This is a genomic window from Terriglobales bacterium (assembly GCA_035561515.1).
Taxonomy (GTDB): Bacteria; Acidobacteriota; Terriglobia; order Terriglobales; family Acidobacteriaceae; genus DATMXP01.
Map to the genome: position 1 here is coordinate 117,280 of DATMXP010000019.1, position 18,770 is coordinate 136,049.

Annotated in this window: 14 protein-coding genes; 11 read left to right on the top strand and 3 right to left on the bottom strand. The window is 54.2% G+C overall.

All coding sequences use genetic code 11. The features are described 5' to 3' along the window. Nucleotides 1-34 precede the first annotated feature (34 nt). A complete protein-coding gene (locus VN577_08370; protein HWR14828.1) occupies nucleotides 35-1,186 on the top strand; it encodes a glycosyltransferase family 39 protein in 1,152 nt (383 codons plus the stop codon). 113 nt (nucleotides 1,187-1,299) lie between these two features. Here the strand turns inward: VN577_08370 and VN577_08375 are convergent, their stop codons facing one another. After that, nucleotides 1,300-3,663, bottom strand: coding sequence for a TonB-dependent siderophore receptor (locus VN577_08375; protein HWR14829.1), 2,364 nt, complete (start codon nucleotides 3,661-3,663; stop codon nucleotides 1,300-1,302). A 246-nt stretch (nucleotides 3,664-3,909) separates the two neighbouring features. On the opposite strand from VN577_08375, the gene VN577_08380 reads away from it, so the two are divergent. Then, the gene (locus VN577_08380) at nucleotides 3,910-4,356 is read left to right on the top strand and encodes a Fur family transcriptional regulator (protein HWR14830.1); all 447 of its coding nucleotides are present in this window, start codon (nucleotides 3,910-3,912) and stop codon (nucleotides 4,354-4,356) included. A 238-nt stretch (nucleotides 4,357-4,594) separates the two neighbouring features. Here the strand turns inward: VN577_08380 and VN577_08385 are convergent, their stop codons facing one another. After that, nucleotides 4,595-5,041, bottom strand: a complete 447-nt coding sequence (locus tag VN577_08385; protein HWR14831.1) for a cyclic nucleotide-binding domain-containing protein — start codon at nucleotides 5,039-5,041, stop codon at nucleotides 4,595-4,597. A gap of 459 nt (nucleotides 5,042-5,500) precedes the next feature. Between VN577_08385 and VN577_08390 the strand changes: the two genes are divergently transcribed. The 3 genes from VN577_08390 to VN577_08400 all read left to right on the top strand — a co-directional run bounded on the left by VN577_08390 (nucleotide 5,501) and on the right by VN577_08400 (nucleotide 7,845). Next, on the top strand, nucleotides 5,501-5,992 hold the full coding sequence (locus VN577_08390; protein ID HWR14832.1) for a tetratricopeptide repeat protein: 492 nt from the start codon (nucleotides 5,501-5,503) through the stop codon (nucleotides 5,990-5,992). Nucleotides 5,993-6,468: 476 nt separating this feature from the next. Beyond that, a complete protein-coding gene (locus VN577_08395) occupies nucleotides 6,469-7,296 on the top strand; it encodes a hypothetical protein (protein ID HWR14833.1) in 828 nt (275 codons plus the stop codon). A 69-nt stretch (nucleotides 7,297-7,365) separates the two neighbouring features. Then, complete coding sequence (locus VN577_08400; protein HWR14834.1) at nucleotides 7,366-7,845, top strand: hypothetical protein; 480 nt, start codon at nucleotides 7,366-7,368, stop codon at nucleotides 7,843-7,845. A gap of 278 nt (nucleotides 7,846-8,123) precedes the next feature. Here VN577_08400 and VN577_08405 read toward each other — a convergent pair whose 3' ends face one another. Further along, entirely contained in the window at nucleotides 8,124-8,762 is a 639-nt protein-coding gene (locus VN577_08405; protein HWR14835.1) for a DUF305 domain-containing protein, read from the bottom strand. A gap of 590 nt (nucleotides 8,763-9,352) precedes the next feature. Between VN577_08405 and VN577_08410 the strand changes: the two genes are divergently transcribed. From VN577_08410 to VN577_08435, 6 genes are all read left to right on the top strand, one after another. Then, the gene (locus tag VN577_08410; GenBank protein ID HWR14836.1) at nucleotides 9,353-10,831 is read left to right on the top strand and encodes a copper oxidase; all 1,479 of its coding nucleotides are present in this window, start codon (nucleotides 9,353-9,355) and stop codon (nucleotides 10,829-10,831) included. Nucleotides 10,832-10,840: 9 nt separating this feature from the next. Further along, nucleotides 10,841-12,466, top strand: a complete 1,626-nt coding sequence (locus tag VN577_08415) for a TolC family protein (GenBank protein ID HWR14837.1) — start codon at nucleotides 10,841-10,843, stop codon at nucleotides 12,464-12,466. Beyond that, nucleotides 12,463-13,077: a c-type cytochrome gene (locus VN577_08420; protein HWR14838.1), complete on the top strand. Its 615-nt coding sequence runs from the start codon at nucleotides 12,463-12,465 to the stop codon at nucleotides 13,075-13,077. Before VN577_08415 ends, VN577_08420 begins: the two co-directional genes overlap by 4 nt. A 14-nt stretch (nucleotides 13,078-13,091) precedes the next feature. Then, nucleotides 13,092-13,406: a hypothetical protein gene (locus tag VN577_08425; protein ID HWR14839.1), complete on the top strand. Its 315-nt coding sequence runs from the start codon at nucleotides 13,092-13,094 to the stop codon at nucleotides 13,404-13,406. A gap of 722 nt (nucleotides 13,407-14,128) precedes the next feature. Then, nucleotides 14,129-14,545, top strand: a complete 417-nt coding sequence (locus VN577_08430) for a hypothetical protein (protein HWR14840.1) — start codon at nucleotides 14,129-14,131, stop codon at nucleotides 14,543-14,545. Nucleotides 14,546-15,070: 525 nt separating this feature from the next. Next, a complete protein-coding gene (locus VN577_08435; GenBank protein HWR14841.1) occupies nucleotides 15,071-18,646 on the top strand; it encodes a carboxypeptidase regulatory-like domain-containing protein in 3,576 nt (1,191 codons plus the stop codon). Nucleotides 18,647-18,770: the final 124 nt, after the last annotated feature.

The following is an 18,770-nucleotide window of genomic DNA, read 5'->3' on the forward strand; positions in this document are numbered from 1 at the left end:
ATTTGGCTGGGAAGTCGGGAGAGTCGCTCGTTCGATGGTTTTGGGGAACGGCTTCGCTTCACCGTTAACGGGAGATACTGGCCCTACTGCTTGGCTGCCGCCTGTGTACACGAGCTTGCTGGCTGCAGTCTTCAAAATCTTGGGAATCTATAGCGCCCAGTCAGCGATCGCCATTCTTACTCTCAACAGTCTATTCTCCACCATCACAATCATTCCTCTCGTTGTGATTGCACAAGAGATATTCGATGGCCGGGTCGCACGCTGGGCCGCATGGGGATGGTCACTATTCCCGCTCGGGATCTTCATTCCCGTAACGAAAATTTGGGGAGAGCCGCTCGATGCCTTGCTTATGGCCGTAGTGCTACTGATGAGCTTGCGTATGGCAGGGACGAGTAGTTCCTCGTATTGGTTCTCTGGCGGCATGTTAGTCGGCCTAGCCGCTCTCACGAACCCGAATACGATGGCAGTAATCCCCGGCCTGTGGGGATGGTCGTGCCTGCGGTTAAAAAGACGCGGCAGAACATGGCGTAACCCTCTTGCGATAGGAACGCTGGGCCTCGTTATAGTCATCGCCCCATGGTTCATGCGCAACTATGCCGTTTTTGGCCAATTTTTGCCTTTTCGAAGTAATTTCTGGCTTGAGGTTTATATTGCGAATAATTCGCGAACTCCCGTAATGCTCGTGGACTGGCATGCTCACCCCGCCTCCAGCCCGATTGAAATGTCAGAATATCGGCGCCTTGGCGAGCTCTCCTATATGTCCGCCAAGCGGCAACAGTCGTTGAGCTTCATTCGAAATCACCCAGGGACCTTTTTGCTGCTGACTGCGCGAAGGTTCCTGTTTGTATGGACAGGATTTTGGAGTTTGGACCCACGTTATCTGGCTTCAGAGCCTCTACAAATCCCGCTGATATTCTTCAACACTGCTTTTTCAATCCTTATTGTAATGGGCATGGCCATGGCGTGGCGTGCGCGGCGACCGGAACTTTTTCCCTTTGTGGTGCTCGTTGTCTGCCAGCCAGCGGTGTATTACCTGACGCATCCGGCGATTGAGTATCGGCACGCCATCGATCCGGCCATGGTCCTGCTTGGAATTGCCGGTCTGGAGCATCGATTACGTCGTTTGGCAGGAGCACCTTCCGTCACGCCAGCCGCAGAGAACATTGATGAATGCGCGGCCGACTAGCTGCAAACCTGATGCGGCACATTTGCGGACGCAGTTCACCATCGGTCGATCTTGAAGGGGCGACAGTTTTAGTTGGATTGCGGCCCCGCAGTTCTGACCAGACACGAGCCGTCTCAGAACCGCCAAACGAGCCCAACTCGAACCGCCACCGGATATCCCGGTGAAATGTTGTTATTGTTATCGGCATTGACATAATAGGTTTTGCCGAGCAGGTTTTCGACATTCGCTTGCAACCGGATCTTCTCCGTCACCGAGAAGAACACCGCCGCATCCGTCCGCAGATAACCCGGCAGCGTCACCGTGTTATCCACTGCTGCGAACATTCTGGTGCGACCTACCAGCCCAAGTCCTACTCCCAGCCTGCGGATCACCTGGTAGTTGTTCCACAGCGAAAAGGTGTGGTGCGGCACCTGCGCCACCTGTGCTCCAGTACGCGCCACGGTCGTTCCACTGGTGATGAAGGCATCCTGCCATGCGTATCCGCCCACTATCTTCCACTTGCGAGTCATAGTCCCGTTTACGCCCACTTCGAATCCATTCGTTCGCTGGCTGCCGGTCTGTACGATTCGAGTGGGATCATTGGGATCGGTGGAGCGCGTGTTCGTGCGATCCAACCGGTACCCGGCGACGGTCAGCTCCAAATACCGGCTGATGTCCCACTTCGCGCCGATCTCGTAATTGGTGAACTCCTCTGGCTTCAATTGCTGTGTCACATTCGTTAATGACGAGAACTGATCTCCCGCGCTCGGCAAATGCGACACGCTATAGCTTCCGTAAATCGAAACCACTGGAGCCGGGTGGAAAACAATCCCCAGCCGAGGAGACACTAGATGGTCTACCCGCTCCAGGTCGCTGCTAGTGCGGTTGTTGTGGAAGTCCAGGTTGAAGCGGTCGAACCTCAATCCCGCCAGCAATTGCAGACGCCGGGTCAACGAGACCTGGTCCTGCATGTATACCGCCTGAACATTCGCTTGAACGTGATTGTCGGCGTCGGTTGCGCTCTGCCGGAATGTTACCGGAACGCTTATGACCGGATTCGCGTAGGGCGCAAGAAACGTTGTGATGGTGTTGTTGAAGTAGCCCGTGTTGCGGAAGTTATCCGTGGATTGGCCGCCGAACTCAGTTCCTGCCAATAGCGTATGCCGGATGCGGCGAGTGAACCAAACATACGTCACGTCCGTCTGGTTGAAGATATTCTGACGCGTGCTGGTGTTGTTGTAAGCGGAGATCGCTACCCTTTGCTTATCGGCCGTAACCGCGCCGGGCACGTAGTTCTGATAGCTGCGGTCATAAGCGCCAAACAGTGTGCTGTTGCGGATCCCCAGCGGTCCCTTGCGGTACTCGAAGCCGACTGAACCAAGGTTTACGTTTGCGCGTACGTTGCTGTCGAAGGGATTGCCGAAGTACGTCGAGATGTCCACATCCACCGGCCGCCCCTGATAGGAGGGAATGCCACGGTCGGCAACACGATGGTCGCGGAAATGTTCATATCCGATGGTCAACCTGGTGTTGCTGCTGGGAAGAATGGTGAGCGTAGGATTCACTCCGTACCGCTCCAGGCCAACGAAATCCCTGAACGTGTTGGAGTTCTCATAGACTCCGTTAAATCTCAAAGCGACCTTCTCTCCCAATGGTTGATCCACGTCTCCGGCAAGCCGCTTGAACCCGTATGAGCCACCCATAATTGCGATCTCCCGTAGCGGCGTGAAACCCGCTTCCTTCGTCACCCGGTTAACTACGCCGCCGCCACCGCCGCGCCCGAACACCATGGCATTGGGACCCTTCAGCGCTTCCACCCGCTCCAGGTTGTACAGATCACGGTAGTACTGCATATCGTCGCGAATGCCATTCAGGAAGAAATCAGCAGATGAAGCGTTCCCCCGGATGACCAACTGGTCGCGGTTATTTTCTCCTTGCTGCGTCGTTATTCCTGGCATGTAGCGCACCACGTCCGCCATGCTCATCATCATTTGGTCGCGCACCAGTTCCCGCGTTACCACCGAGACCGACTGTGGAATATCACGGATGGGCAGTGTAGTCTTCGTGGCACTACCGACGACCTCGACACGATAACCAGTGTCTCCCGTGACGATGATGGTGTTGATGCTTCCGGCGACACGCAAGGTGAATTCGTGCCTTTCACTAACGTTGGGAAGCAACATCAAGGTCTTATCCGTTGTTTGGAATCCCTTTGCGGTGACTCGTATCGTATATTTGCCTGGACTAACTGCCAGAGAAAACTCACCGTTCTCATCCGAGTGCGTGGAAATGTTGGTGCCGGGGTCCTGCGGCACGGCAATGATTCGGGCGTCCACAATCGCAGCTCCCGACGAATCGAGCACCCTTCCAGTGATGCGAGCTTTGTCTTCGCTTTCTGTTTGGCCGAACAGTAATTGTGTTCCAGTTAACGTCGAGAGAACGAACGTCACCAGTGCAATCAGGATGGCAGGGAATGGGGTACTCCGGTGAACAGTCATGGATTCCTCAGGAAGAATAGATGTAGAAGTCTCTTCCTATTCTCAATTGCAACTCAGTTGCAACAGGCGCTATATTGAGATGGTCCGTAAATGCTGTCAAGGATGGGTGCTCTACCGAGTTGCAACTTACTTGCAACTCGCCTTAGGTCGGCTCTGTTCCTCGCGCGAATTCCGATGAAGATCGGGCTTTCGGCGTCCGGCTAGCTGCAACTAGCTACTTGCAACATTTTTTTTGGAGGTCGTTGGATGCCGCTACCACAGACCGAATCGCCAGGACGCCTGCTCACCCTGCTCGCCTCTCGCGGTATTCGCCTCACTAACCAGCGCCGCATCATCGTCGGCATCATCGAGACCGCCGACCGTCACCTCGACGCCGCCCAGATTCTCCGCAAGGCGCAGAAACTGGATGCCGGCGTGAACCGCGTCACCGTCTATCGCACGCTTGCCTTGCTAAAGCAACAGGGACTAGTGGATGAACTCGACTTGATGCACGTTGAAGGGGAGCGCCACTTCTACGAACGCCGGACCGGACGCGACCACCTCCACATGACCTGTATCCGTTGCGGCAAGGTCGTCGAATTCGAAAGCCCGCTATTCGAGCGCCTGAAACGTGAGGTCAGTCGCCGTGGTAACTTTCAGATCATCGTGGCACGCCTGGAGATTGGTGGCTACTGCCAGAAATGCACGGGCTGATGCGACAGTCATTATGGTGGCACCGATCATAGGGGAGGATTGCCCGAGGAAGTATCCAATGCTTATCTGGAGGAAAGTATTTTGCAGGAGTGGAGGTGCTCGCTTGTTTTCGAAACAAGCCTCTATGCGGCCGAGTACCTTTGCCGATGTTCCAGTATGTGACGATAGTTGACGCGTTTGCTTGCGTGGTTCATAAAGTCGAATGCCCCGTTGACCCCCGATCTCTTTTACCTGGTTATCAGCGACAGACGGGTGTTCGTCGAGTGGCAAATCGAGCGTGACCTATCACGATCTCGCGCATGTCATGTATCTCATAACTCAGGATTCTCAGGATCTCCATCGCGAGCCAGATATTCTGGCTCATTTCTTCCATCAGTTTCTCTCGCGAAATGAACGCGACTTCGAGATCTTCCACTGCCTTGGCAGTGAGACTATACCCCACATCATTGATGGCAGCAGGTAGTCCCAGCACTGATCGTTTCCCCAGGGTTCGTTGGCATACCGTCCTCCCGCTACGGTGGATCTTCAATGAAAGGCCGACCGAACCTGTCTCTATGAGGTAAATGCCCTTTGCTCGATCTCCTTGAGCAAAGAGCAGGGATGATCTCGAAATGCGCATTGGGACCGAGATCTTACGAAGGGCTTGCTGCAATGCAACAGACGCTTGCAGTGGTAGTCGACTCATAATCCCGCACCGAAATTGGCGCAGTATGCGCCCGATATTTTCATGCTGCTGTGATTTCAATCACGAATGGTTGTAGCACTTGCCACTCCGCCTAGGCAAAGCACCACACGTTGTCGGAGACGCACCTTCACTGGCGTTAACCTCCGCCGGATAGTGGCGACGGTCGCGAATGTGCCCCATTTGCGGCATCCTCCTGCCCGATATGCGCCACGCTGTCTAGATAGCTCCACTTCTTTCTGAGGCTGTGGCGATCTGCAAGCACCAAACCGGCATTTCTCTCCAGGCAGTCTGGGTGGAACTCCGATTGCACTCACTTGTTACCACGTCTTTCGGGTTACCGATGTTGGACCGATTTGCCTCCTTTCACACAACGAGACTGTCGCGGGGATAGGTGAAAAAGAGGCAAACTGATGACGGACGAAATGTGTGATTTGAGGTGTGCGTGGCAAGGAGAACTCGTTGCTTAAGCAGGAAAAATATCGGCCAGAGCCAGCAGAGTTGCATTCGACTGATCACGTCTGGGCTGACGGAGTAGAGGAAGGCACGAGCCATCCGACCGAGGCAAGACCTTTCGGACACTTGGAAGCCATCAAGTCGCGTGCTTTGGGCGGAGATACGGAAGCACAGCGCCTGCTTGCCTTGATATTGGAGTTGGGATTGGCTGACGAACCCGACCAAACTGGGGCGTCTGAATGGTACATGCGAGCAGCACTTCGGGGCCTTGTTGCCGCCCAGTTTCAACTCGCGAGACTTTACATCGAAGGGCGAGGGGTGCCCCGGGATTATGTATCGGCGTATGTTTGGATGGCAGTCGCCTCAAAAGGCGGGCACCAGACCGCCAGGACTCTTCTGCCTCTGCTCCTTCGCTTGCTGAACAAGAAGCAGTTACTGGAGGCGACCGAACGTGTCTCCGCTTTGCGAATCCCCGAGGACCATATCCAACACCCGTAAGTCGTGGCGAAATATACCCGGCTGTGATGCCTGAACAAAAACATTCTATGTTTTCCAATACCCCTGATCGGCTAGCCGTTTTACTAGAAGTGCTCTCATTGCAAGCGTCGGATGCGATCGCCCGTCTTCACGACCCGAAGCTTCCACCGTGCCTCCGCCAGGATCTGCAGAGGGTTTTGGAGAGGATTGAGTTTGATCGGGACCGTATCCGTCGGTTTGCGACGGGAGAGCACTGAGGAACTAGATTGTTTTTTCACTTGGGGGAGCTTTGACCCCCTGGCCCCCAACAGCCGACTTCAGCGATTGACTGAACTCAATCTGATTGGCGGGCGAGACTGTAGGGGAGAGGGAAGAAAGTGTGTTCCCGCGAGAGTTGATGGACAAGCCATAAATGTTCTTTCTTTCTGCTAATTCTTTGGCTTCATGCTTGTTATTGCTCGTAATAGCGGAAGCATACCAATTCAGGAGTGTTGTACATGAATAAGGTGTCCGTTTCTCGAACTGTCGCAGTTGCCCTGGCTGTCTTGGTTCTCCCTGCGCTGCTGCTTGCCAGCCACTCGTGGGGTAGTTATCACTGGGCGCGCACCAGCAATCCCTTCACGCTAAAGGTTGGCAACAACCTAACTGCCGATTGGAGTTCAGCATTCAGTACATCCGTGCAGAATTGGAATAACTCCACCGTCTTACAGTTGTCACCAATTGCCGGCACCTCGAATAAGCGTTGTTCCATGGTTTCCGGAACCGTACAAGTATGTAACGGCAAATATGGGAACAACGGCTGGTTGGGCTTGGCGTCGATTAACCTTGCGAGTGGAACAAACCACATTACTCAAGGTTCAGCCAAAATGAATGACACATACTTCTCGACCCCAACGTACAACAACGCCAACGAGCGGTTGCATGTTATGTGTCAGGAGATTGGGCACACGTTTGGACTCGATCACCAAGACACTTCCGGTGCCTCGTTGAATACCTGTATGGACTACTTTTCGAACACAGGGCCCAACGCGGCCAGCACGTTAAGTACAACGCCAAATGCCCATGACTACGATGAACTGGTAACCATTTACGCGCATTTAGACAGCACCACTACGATTGGCGCAAGGGCAGCTGCGGTTGCAGGACGCTCGGAGGTGACCAATGACCCGAACACTTGGGGAATGCTGATAAGCCAGTCCGCCAATGGCCGCAGTTCCACTTACGAGAACGTCAACAACGATGGGTCAAAGACAGTGACGCACGTTTATTGGACTGCCGAAGCAGCCGATCGCTGCGCCAGTTGTGATCATCGATACGACCGCTAAGTCCAATGAGTATATCCCGGTATGCGCCCCCGCTGGTTCTGCGGGCGCATACCGCTTGCAAAGGGAGTGATGATGAAACGACACTTGATGGTTGGCCTCATCGGGGTCCTGCTGGGATTGCCTGTCTGGAGTGTTGCACAGAGTACGGAGTTGGCAGGTGAAGATGATGCGGTCAGATCGACTATTCGGCATTTTGAACTGGCACTCGCGGAGAAGTCGATTGCGGAAATCGAGGCAGTGGTTGCAAGCGACCTGGTAGTACTTGAAAACGGCCACAGGAATGACGGTTGGACGGACTTTCGTGACAATCACCTTATACCTGAACTGAAGGAGCCCTCCAAAATCAACAAATCAGAGATGATCAAGTTAAGAACAACCTCCGAAATGGCTTGGGCATACACGAGATCCGAGATGAAGCTAAGCGGCGGTTCCGGACGCCGTCTTGACGGGATCTTGTGGTCTGCTTACGTACTCGAACGTAGAGCTGGTAAGTGGAAGATTGTCCTTCTGGACTGGAGTTTGCGTGTAGTGAAAGGGTCTCGCGGTTAGCACCTCAAGAACTTTTTCAATCGCTGGTGCCGAGCAAAAAGCCGTTCTTGATAAGGCTAAGCGAAGTAGCGATTGACTGAGACGACTACAGAGAAGACAGCTCTTGCGGATTAGCGGCGCGGTGTTCTGGGCGCGGCTCAATTCACGGAGGGTCGACCCTCACAGCACATGGTTTGAGGGATTGCCGGTATGAACGAGTGCGAGTCCCTGTTGCTCTGTCGATGACCGACATAGCTCTCACGGGAGCGGGTCGGCTCCCGTGGAATTATCGGCCGAATTCAGTTGTTGCGTTCAGGATCACCATGAGCAGTCCAATCACAATTTCCATACCAATCGCAGAGCCACTTCTGCATCGTGATGATTTCGACCGTCTGGCCTTTGATGATGTTTTCGCCTTCTTTTTCCAACTCCCGATGGGAGGCTTCTTGTAGCATTGCGGAGGCACGGATGATTGCTTGCCAATGATGCTGGGTCATCATCTGCATGAACGAACTCTCGAAATCGCCAGCTGCCTTGGAAGAGAGCATCTGGAGATCGGTTCGAGCACCCCTATCGAGTTCAGGCGAGTACGAGACGTCATACCATTGTGACAGCCAACCTTGCATCATGCCGATCTCGCTTTGCTGCGAAGCAACGATGTTTTGACATAATTTTCGCAGGTTGTTGTGCACTGCTTTTTCCAAACAGAGTTGAGCTGACTGGACGGCTTGGTAGTGATGATCAATCATCCCTCGCATGAAGTTAATCTCAACTTGGCGCTGCGCCATTGTCGGCGCTGGTTGTTTCGCAAGTACCGGAATGCTGGAGCAGGCAACAATCAACAGAAGGGTAACGGTAACTCGGTTTGGCATATTCTCCTCTTTTTTGGGGGGGTGAGACGGCGTGTTGGATGCTTGGCACCTATCGGAGTTGGCCAAAACGAGTTCTTGCGTCCGCTGCATCTATGCGTTGGTTGCTTGCATCTATAATCGTTTGACGGTGTGGATGGTCCGGACATTACACAACACGACTGCGGTTCTGCTCATAATTGGAGTGACGTTAGCGGCGAGCGACGTGTCACGGCTGCTTTGTGAGTATCAATGTGCAGAACATTCGGAAGCATCCAATCCCTCGGGGGCCGCAGTTGTTACCGAACACCAGCACCATGAAGATAGTAACGGATCGTCAGGCGATAAAGGGCTAAACCACGTAACCGCCAGCACAAGCCACCACAGCGATTGTGGCGCCATTGACTCTCTAACAGTAGCTAATCCACAGCAGGTGAACACTCTGCCTGCACAAGCGTCAGGTGCCACGGCGAGTACCACGGGGCAGTATATCGGGCTCGCTGATAGCCTTATTGCTGACACCCATCCCCTCGGTTCATCCTCACACAGTCCACCAGGAACTCCGGTAGAACCCTTCACTACCCTCCGAATTTAGCCAGCATTCTCTTGGCACCAGACCGGTGTGCGTTCTGCACACGTCGAGATTAGGTTTTTCCACATCTTCATGGTTCGAGGTAAGGATGAAGAACCGACGTGACTTTCTGAAGGAAGCCGTTGGCGTGTCTGCCGGCATGATTGCTGCGCCGACACTCCTCCACGCCCAACAACGCCGAAACCAGAGCGGTGCCGAACAGATTCGTAAGGAACATGAGTCGGGCAAGCACTCGGGTTTCAATGTACCTGTTCAAACTCCCGACGTCACGGATCTGCCATTCACCGTGGACAACGGTGTGAAGGTATTCCATTTGATAGCAGAGCCAGTGAAACAACAGGTAGCGCCCAACAAGACGCTAATCCTGTGGGGCTTTAACGGCACCGCACCGGGACCTACGATTCAAGTCAATCAAGGTGACCGTGTCCGCATCATCGTCGACAACCATTTGCCAGAGCCGACTTCGATGCACTGGCACGGATTCGAGATCCCGAACAACATGGATGGTGCACCGGGCCTCAGCCAGTTGCCCATCAAGCCAGGCGGCCGGTTTATTTACGAGTTTACCCTCCATCAGGAAGGTACCTATTTCTACCACTCACATATGGCAATGCAAGAAATGATGGGGATGCTCGGAGGTTTCATCATGCACCCCAAGCGGCCATATCGGCCGGCGGTAGACAAGGACTTTCTGATCATTCTTCAAGAGTACGCTGTCCTGCCGAACAATGTTGTGCCAAATGCAATGAACATGGAATTTAACTGGCTCGTGTTCAACGGCAAGGCAGGCCCGGCCACCACCCCGTTGATCGTGCGACTCGGTGACAGGGTCCGCGTACGACTCGTCAACATCGGAATGGATCATCACCCAATTCACCTTCATGGTCACACATTCCAGATTACGGGAACCGAAGGTGGGCGCATTCCCGAATCGGCTTGGATTCCAGGCAACACCGTTCTGGTTGGGGTAGCTCAGTCGCGCGATTTTGAGTTTGTTGCCAACAATCCGGGTGATTGGATGCTGCACTGTCATCTGCCGCACCACATGATGAACCAGATGTCTTCAAATGTTGGCCCTATGTCGCGCGTAACCCGTGGTATTCCGGCGGGCGTGAGCATGGAAAACGGAATGGGCATGCTGACCGGAGAACCAGGAGTTCCTACAGGCGAAGACTATGGTCCCAGTCTGGGCCGGGGCATGGGATTTGGCTCAACTCGGGACTTTCCCAAAAGCAACGGCGCCATCTCTCAGCAAAACGCTGAGCAACATGGTCAAGAGATGAGCATGGGGCAAATGCAGGGAGAGGTTGCTCCCAACGCAGATGCCGTCCCGGGGTTTCCCCAAGACGCCTACATGGAAGGTTCGATGATGGCAATGGATGAGATGGTGGCCAAGCCTCAAACCTATGGACTGCCTCGAGGCTGGAGTGGGTTTATGCAGGGAATGATGACGACGGTTCGCGTCCTTCCGCCGGATAAGTACGAAGAAGTAATGGAGCTTATTCGTCGTGGCGAGAATCCGCGCACGAATCCACATGAGATGCCCAACATGCAGCACCCGAAATAGGAGGAGCCAATGAAAACCGAGAAAGCTGTTGCACTATCATTTGCGCTGCTCCTTGCAGTTGGTGTACGCGCACAAGAGCATCAACATCCGATGCCGGGAATGCCAATGCCCAGCTCGACTAGTACGGAACAGAAACCTAAGCAAACCGTACAACCAGGTCCTGCTGGTGCACCAGGTATGCAGACGCCACAAGGTGCACTTCCAACGATCGAACAACAGCAACAGGCGATGCCGCAACATGAAATGAAGATGGAAAACATGGAGATGCGCTCGCCTGAAACAACCCCATCGCAAATCAGCGGCCTGCAAGAGCCTGAGAATCCAAATCAACAAACCGGAAGTGATCTTCCTGTTGCTGATCTGCTAGCCGGCGCCCGTAAAGGCGCCCCGATGAAGCTGGAATCCTTTGAACAGCTCGCGCTTAAGAACAATCCAACATTGAAACAAGCTGAGGCGATTGCCGCGCAGTCCTCGGCTTTGGCAGATCAAGCAGGACTGTGGCCAAACCCGACGATTGGATACTCCGGCGAAGAGATTCGAGGCGGGTCCTCGAGAGGTGGCCAGCAAGGCGCTTTTGTTCAACAGAGCATTGTGCTCGGTCGCAAACTTCGCAGACGTCAAGATGTTTTCGAGCAACAGCACAAGGCGGACGTCCTGGGTATTGAAGAGCAAAGACTCAATGTTCAGGGTGCGATTCAAGTCCAGTTTTACACCGCTTTGGCCGCCCAAAGAGCAGCAGAAGTGCGTCGGCAGTTGTTGAAGATCGCCATGGATGCCGCGGAGACGGCGCATCAGCTTGCCAATGTCGGCCAAGCCGACGCTCCCGATATCCTCCAGACCGAGGTCGAAGCTGAACAGGCGAAACTCGACTTCGTACGAGCGCAGCGGGCATACATTCAGGCCTTCCGAACGCTTGCCACGATCTCCGGGCAGCCGGATCTGGCCATCTCGCTTTTGGAGGGAGAATTGGAACAACCGCCTGAGATCGACATTGATCACTGGGTAGACGTGGCTTTTCAGCAAAGTCCAAGCGTGCAGCGGGCCATACAGGAGGCAAATCGCGCCCAGGCCATCCTTGCGCGAGATAAGCGGGAACCGATACCCGATCTAACGCTCCGAGCGGGTATGCAGCAAAACCGCGAGATCAACCCCGAATCCATGCAGCCCATCGGGCTGCAAGCCTTTGCGACGGCCAGCGTGCAAATACCGATATTCAATCGAAACCAAGGCAATGTGCAAGCAGCCAAGCTGGAGCTGGAGCGAGCCAGGCAGGAAGTCGAACGCGTCAAACTGAGCCTGGCACAAAGTGCCCAGCCGCTTTTGCAGCGATACGCGACGGAGCGGCTAGAAGTTGACCGGTATCGGACGCAGCTGCTTCCTCGTGCGAAACGCGCCTATGAACTCTATTTGCAGAAGTACCGAAACATGGCGTCCGCCTACCCGCAGGTAATCATCTCCCAGCGTACCTATTTTCAATTACAGGAGAATTACGCCCAAGTGCTAGGGCAACTCTGGACTACGGCAGCACAATTGCAGAACTACTTGCTGGCCGATGGGGTGAGCGCACCGCGACCGAGCGGTAGTACCAGCACGCAAGTCAATCTGCCTAACGGTGGTTCAGGAGGAAATGAATGAGAAGACGGACACTTTGGATAGCTCTTGTCGTTTTGCTCGTCGCAGGAGCTGGTGTATATGGAGTTGTTCTCATTCATCACGGATTTAGTGCTCGTGACGAGCCCTCTACCCTCGAAGCGTGGACAGCACGCCGTGTACGAAGACTCGCTATTCCTGCCGACGCGAAAGATCTGAAGAATCCTGTGCAGCGTTCACCAGACGGACTACGTGAGGGTATGCAACACTTTGCCGATCACTGCGCCATGTGCCACGCCAACGACGGAAGCGGCAATACGGAGATCGGGCGCAATCTGTATCCCAAGGCCCCCGATATGCGAGCTGCTCAAACGCAGAACCTTACCGATGGTGAGATCTATTACATCATCCAAAACGGTATACGACTGAGTGGAATGCCTGCATGGGGCAAGGCCGGAGATCCCAACGATGAAGAGAGTTGGAATCTGGTCTACTTCATACGGCATTTGCCGTCGCTGACTTCAGAAGAAGAGCAACAAATGAAGCAGTGGAATCCCGTTAGCCCGAGCGAAGTTGAAAGCGATAAGGAAGAAGAGGAATTCCTGGAGGGAGGAGTGGCCAAGCCTCCCTCCCAAAAACATTCACAACCAAAGTAGATGGAGGACGATAGATGAGGAAATCAATTCAGGTGTTCGCGGTTGTTCTTGTCTTTTCGATGATGGCTTTCGCGCATGGCAAGCCGCAGAAGTTCATGGGAACGGTCAAGGAGATCTCCGCGAACCAGATCGTAATTACTACCACCGACGGCCGGATACGCAATATAGAAACGGGACCGGAAACGAAGTTTCTGAACGGTGGTCAGCCGGCCAAGGCGAGCGACCTCGCAATTGGTGAACGCGTGGTTATCGAAGCTGACGAACATGAAGGGAAGTTGATGGCCGAGAAAGTGAAATTCGGAAAAGCTTCTGGTACGCATGGGCACTGAAGTTTGGCGACACAGGCGAAGTCATCAGAACAAGGAGAAGAGAAACATGGACATGCAGCGTTGTATTCAAGATTGCCAGACCTGTCATCAGGTGTGTATTGAGACAGTCACGCATTGCCTGCAAAAGGGTGGCAAACATGCCGCTTCTGATCACATACGCTTACTGCTGGATTGCGCTGAGATATGCCAGACCAGTGCGAATTTCATGCAACGCAACTCCGACTTGCATGGCCGAACGTGCGGCGTTTGTGCAGAAGTGTGCGAAGCCTGTGCGCGGAGCTGCGATGAACTGGCGGACGACGAGGTGATGAAGCGGTGTGCGGACGAGTGCCGCCGCTGCGCGGCGTCGTGCCGCGAGATGTCGACCTTGCAGCCGGAAACCAGGGCAGCGTAGATCTTCAAATCCTGTACATGGCTGTTTACGCAGCCATGTACGGGGCAGACTAACTATGGTGCGTTTCGTCACCCTGGTTCCAGTAGTCGTTGCCTCGGATGCCGATGGGACTAGGAACAAAGGAATCGTAGGCAAGCCGAGGAAAGTGGCGGTCGCAGGTCTGACCCTCTTTACGATGACGATCAGGATTGCCAGTGCCTATTTCGGTTCGTACTCGACGCCCAGAGGTAAACAAATAAGATACGGCCAACACGTAAATCGCAACAGCCGTCAAAAAGGGGATAGTCCCTGCGCAATCAGCGCAAGCTATAAGTAAAGGAGCATGACAATGAAAGTACGGATAATCATGAGTACGTTATTGCTTGCGAGCGGGATGATGGCCGCTCAGAGCAGCCAGTCTTCACAGCCCACCAGCCCATCAACTGGCATGTCCGGGATGAAGATGGAGTCTTCCCCGAAGTCGCAGGAGATGATGGGCATGAAGCAACACATGCAGCAGATGCAGGCTGACATGGAGCAGATGAAGTCGCAGATCGCGAAGATGAGATCGGAAGCAAACAAGGTCCAGGACCCGAGCACGAAAGCCGCCTTGTTAGACAATGCGGACTTATGGGAGAAATTCACAACCCGCATGCAGGAACACATGAACATGATGATGCAAGGCGGCATGCCTCATCAGGGCATGATGATGCACGGACATAAAGGATCGCAGACCGGCCAGCAATCCAATCCCAACCCCAAGTAATGCAAGCAGCGTGAAGGCGGTCGGGACTGACCGCCATTCTTGTTACGGGTCGACCTGCTCTGCAATGTTCTGATCTTCCAAGAAGGTTGCGGGGCAGGTAGGTGCGTCTACCACCTTTGGAAGCTGCTTGGGTAAATCCCCCTCTGCTGTACCATTTGGGACAGCGTATTCCGCAAAACATCCAGCCAAAATTGTCTTCGTGTTGCTAATTCGGTGTGCGTTTTCCGGCATGCAACTCTCTATAACCCGCACTAACTGATCTGTGCCGTTCACTCGCGAACATTCGAGCCGTGTCGACAGGCAAGCAACTACGTAACGTGTGCGAGTTTGTTGGGATCGCTAGCGACCTGCGGAGTCTCTCCAAACGACCGTCTCCTGAGCTGCCTGTAATCGTCCATTCGGAGCTGGAGTGGGAATTGCATTTTGCGTAAGGGGTCTTTCCAACCCGAGTCCCTAACAATTGCATGTTTACACGCTGACAAACCGCGACGGCGCGTAGTTCAGCTTGGAGTTTCTGGAGGAGATATGAGACACAGTGGCTCAATTGGCCAATTCGGCGGCCAATTCAAGATGAAAAGCAAACTCACTGTTACAACAATTTACCTTCTGGCTATCCTGCTGGTTTCGGTGCCGCTGTTCAGCCAGACGGAAACAGGTGCAATCACTGGCACGGTGGTGGACCCCACTGGTGCAGTTGTCCCAAAAGCGGCAGTGACCGCTACGTCGACGACAACGGGCGCAGTCCGATCAACGGAAACCAATGATAATGGACTGTACACAATCACGAACCTCCAGCCCGGCAGCTACGAACTGAAGATTAAAGCGAGCGGCTTTCGCGCTCACCTTCAACGCATCCAGGTAGCCGTCGGCTCAAGGGTATCGGCTGATGCACGACTTCAAACCGGTTCTTCGGAAACGGTGGTTGAGGTCACTGCGAAAGCAGAAGACGTAGCTGTCAATACCGAAAACCAGACCACGAGTCAGGTGATCAGCAGCCAACAAATCTCGGAGCTTCCTTCCCTCACGCGCAATCCCTACGACTTTGTCGCGACCTCCGGAAGTGTGGCTTCGGACGCGGGCGCTGCGACCGGTCGCGGCGTGGGCGTTTCCATCAACGGAGCCCGCGCAGCCAGCACCAACATCCTGCTGGACGGCGGCGAGAACGTGGACTACTTCACGGCCGTGGTGGGGCAGAACGTGCCTTTGGACTCCGTTCAGGAGCTCAGCGTTTTGACCAGCAATTTCACTCCAGAATTCGGCCGTGCTTCGGGAGGGGTGGTGAACGTTGCGACAAAATCAGGCACCAATGCTTTTCATGGTTCGGCCTATGAGTACTATCGCGGTTCCGGGCTCGGAGCGAACACTCCGGAAAACAAAGCAAATGACCTGCCGCGCAATCGCTATGTTCGCAATCAGTTCGGCTACTCCATTGGTGGTCCGATTATCAAGGACAAGCTGTTCTTCTTTAACAACATCGAGTGGATCCGGGTGCGCAGCGCCGCGAGCCGCCAGTTCCTGGTTCCGACACCCCAATTCATCGCGCAGGCAGCACCTGCTACGCAACAATTCTTTGCTACCTACGGCACCCTAGTGAGACCGATCGACACTGTTTTCACGAAGAGCCAGTTGACTGTTGCCGGTTCCGGCTTGGCTGCAGGAACCGCAGGTACGCCGTGGGGTGATTTGCCGGGCACGTTCCCAGTTCTCGGCCAAGTAACAAGTACGGTGCCAATTGACGCTGGCGGTGGCGACCCGCAGAATTCCCTTCTTGGAGTAGTCCGCTTCGATTACAACCTGAGCGAAAAGACGCAGATCTTCGCTCGTTGGTCGGTGGACCGGCTTAACGCGTTTCAAGGGTCTAACTCGTATAGCCCATATGCCGGGTACAACACGGGATACCTGAACCGTAATAACAATTACCTGATATCGCTGACACACGTGTTCAGTCCCAATCTGGTGAGCCAGACCAAAATTGTCTATAACCGCTTGAAGAACCTGCAGCCGGTCAATGGCCCGAATGTGCCGACTCTCTTCTGGAAGGGATCGAACGCGCTGATTCTGGGCAAGCGCGCATGGCTGCCGGGTTATCTCCCGGGCTCTCCTGGGTCGGGCATTCCATTCGGCGGACCGCAGAATTTGTACCAGTTCTATGAAGACTTGAACTGGACGAGGGGACGTCATCAGTTCCGCTTCGGCGGCAACTACATCCAGATGCGTGACAACCGAGTTTTCGGTGCGTACCAAATGGCGCCGGAACAGCTCGGAGGTAACACGACCCAAGGCTTCAACAATTTCCTGTTGGGGCAACTCGTCAGCTTCCGTAGTGCGATTGATCCGAAAGGAGCCAATGCTTGCAAGTTTGATTACGCTGCGCTGGACAACAATCCATCTCTCGGCACCCTTCCTTATATTCAGGATTCGAGCTGTGCGATTACGCTTCCGGCAACAACTCCGAAGTTCGGCCGCAATAACCGGTACAATGATTTTGCTGTGTACGCTAATGATTCATGGAAGGTCCTCGACCGCCTTACCGTGAATTTGGGCATGAGGTACGAGTACTTCGGCGTCCAACACAACGCAGATCCGAACCTGGATGCTAATTTCTACTATGGATCTGGTTCAAACTTCCCGCAGCAGTACCGCAACGGACTGGCGATGAGAACGGCGAATTCTCCTGTCGGCGGCCTGTGGGCGCCCGACAAGAACAACTTTGCCCCACGTGTAGGATTCGCCTATGACGTCTTCGGAGATGGCAAGACCAGCATTCGTGGCGGCTTCGGAATTTTCTACGAGCGCAACTTTGGCAACGTCACGTTTAACGTGATCCAGAACCCGCCGAACTATGCCGTGATTTCCATTACTCCTGCCGATGTGGGCGGGAATCTGCCCGTCTACACCAGTAATCTGGGACCGTTCGCCGGCACCGGTGCTACCAAGTACATCCTGACCCCCAGCCTGCGCAACGTCTCGCAGAACATCCGGACTGCATACAACGAGACCTGGAACCTCGGTGTGGAACGGCAACTTGGTGTCAATTCAGTGCTGGCCGTGACGTACACGGGATCACGTGGACTCAAGCTGTACACCTTGGAAGACTACAACCGCCGCGGCTCAGGAGTTATTTACAACGGTGACAATCCTGACGCCATCATCGGGTACCTAGCCAATGGCGATCCAATCTACAATAACCAGTCGCGAATGAACATGCAGTATGGCGTCGGCTCGTACAACCGCGGCAACCGTGGTTTCTCTGCATACAACGGTCTGAACGTTCGTTTCCAGACGAATGATTTCCGGCACACCGGACTGAGCTTGATCACGAATTACACCTGGTCGCACGCTATCGACAACCTCAGCTCGACCTTCAGTGATTCTTATTACAACTTCAACACCGGTCTGCTGGACCCCTTTAACCCGGCTCTCGACAAGGGCAATGCGGACTTTGACCTTCGCCACCGGTTAGTGATCGCCGGCAATTGGCAACTGCCATGGGCGAAGAACAGTTCAAACCACATTGTCAAACATGCACTGGGCGGATGGGTACTAGCTCCAATCTTTACCGCCCAGACTGGGACGCCGTTTACGCTGTTCGACTGCACGAATACAGCTGCCTTCTACTGCCCGCGTGCGTTTGAGACTGGTCAGGCGAGCAAGATCTATCGTGGAAGTGCGGTTGGGGCGAACGAGTACTCATTCCTGAGCATTCCGATCGTGGACGCGGCTAACACCTACATTAATCCGCTGACCCTGAACTCGGAGATCGGGAACTGTACCGTTCCCGGACAGGGTGCAGCGGCTCCCTGCCCGTGGCCGTCGAATATGGCTCGGCGCAACTCGTTCACGGGCCCCGGATACTGGAACCTTAACCTGGGGATCTACAAAAACTTTGCGGTTACGGAAAGAGTGAAACTGCAGTTTCGGGGAGAGTTGTACAACGCCTTTAACCACCCAAACGCTTATGTGAACAACGGCACAATCGATGTTTCGTCATCCACGGATCCCACGGGTCAGGTCGGCCTTGTAACTGTTAAGAAGGGTTATAGGCCGAGCGGCGCTCAGGAAAGACGCGACGTGCAATTGGCTCTGAGGCTCACCTTCTAGGCGGTTGGCAAGGCATATTGTCGGGCCGGCCTTGCGGTTGGCCTGATCTTAATCTCTCGCTCGTTTTCGGAAGGAGGTTCACGTTCGGCGATGAAGTGCAAAGCAGAACGAAAAGCCTAGCCCG

Coding starts and splice junctions, on each gene's coding strand:
- VN577_08395 (HWR14833.1), top strand. CDS start 6,469: ATGAATAAGGTGTCCGTTTCTCGAACTGTCGCAGTTGCCCTGGCTGTC.
- VN577_08415 (HWR14837.1), top strand. CDS start 10,841: ATGAAAACCGAGAAAGCTGTTGCACTATCATTTGCGCTGCTCCTTGCA.
- VN577_08435 (HWR14841.1), top strand. CDS start 15,071: ATGAGACACAGTGGCTCAATTGGCCAATTCGGCGGCCAATTCAAGATG.
- VN577_08410 (HWR14836.1), top strand. CDS start 9,353: ATGAAGAACCGACGTGACTTTCTGAAGGAAGCCGTTGGCGTGTCTGCC.
- VN577_08425 (HWR14839.1), top strand. CDS start 13,092: ATGAGGAAATCAATTCAGGTGTTCGCGGTTGTTCTTGTCTTTTCGATG.
- VN577_08380 (HWR14830.1), top strand. CDS start 3,910: ATGCCGCTACCACAGACCGAATCGCCAGGACGCCTGCTCACCCTGCTC.
- VN577_08375 (HWR14829.1), bottom strand. CDS start 3,663: ATGACTGTTCACCGGAGTACCCCATTCCCTGCCATCCTGATTGCACTG.
- VN577_08400 (HWR14834.1), top strand. CDS start 7,366: ATGATGAAACGACACTTGATGGTTGGCCTCATCGGGGTCCTGCTGGGA.
- VN577_08370 (HWR14828.1), top strand. CDS start 35: ATGGTTTTGGGGAACGGCTTCGCTTCACCGTTAACGGGAGATACTGGC.
- VN577_08420 (HWR14838.1), top strand. CDS start 12,463: ATGAGAAGACGGACACTTTGGATAGCTCTTGTCGTTTTGCTCGTCGCA.
- VN577_08430 (HWR14840.1), top strand. CDS start 14,129: ATGAAAGTACGGATAATCATGAGTACGTTATTGCTTGCGAGCGGGATG.
- VN577_08385 (HWR14831.1), bottom strand. CDS start 5,041: ATGAGTCGACTACCACTGCAAGCGTCTGTTGCATTGCAGCAAGCCCTT.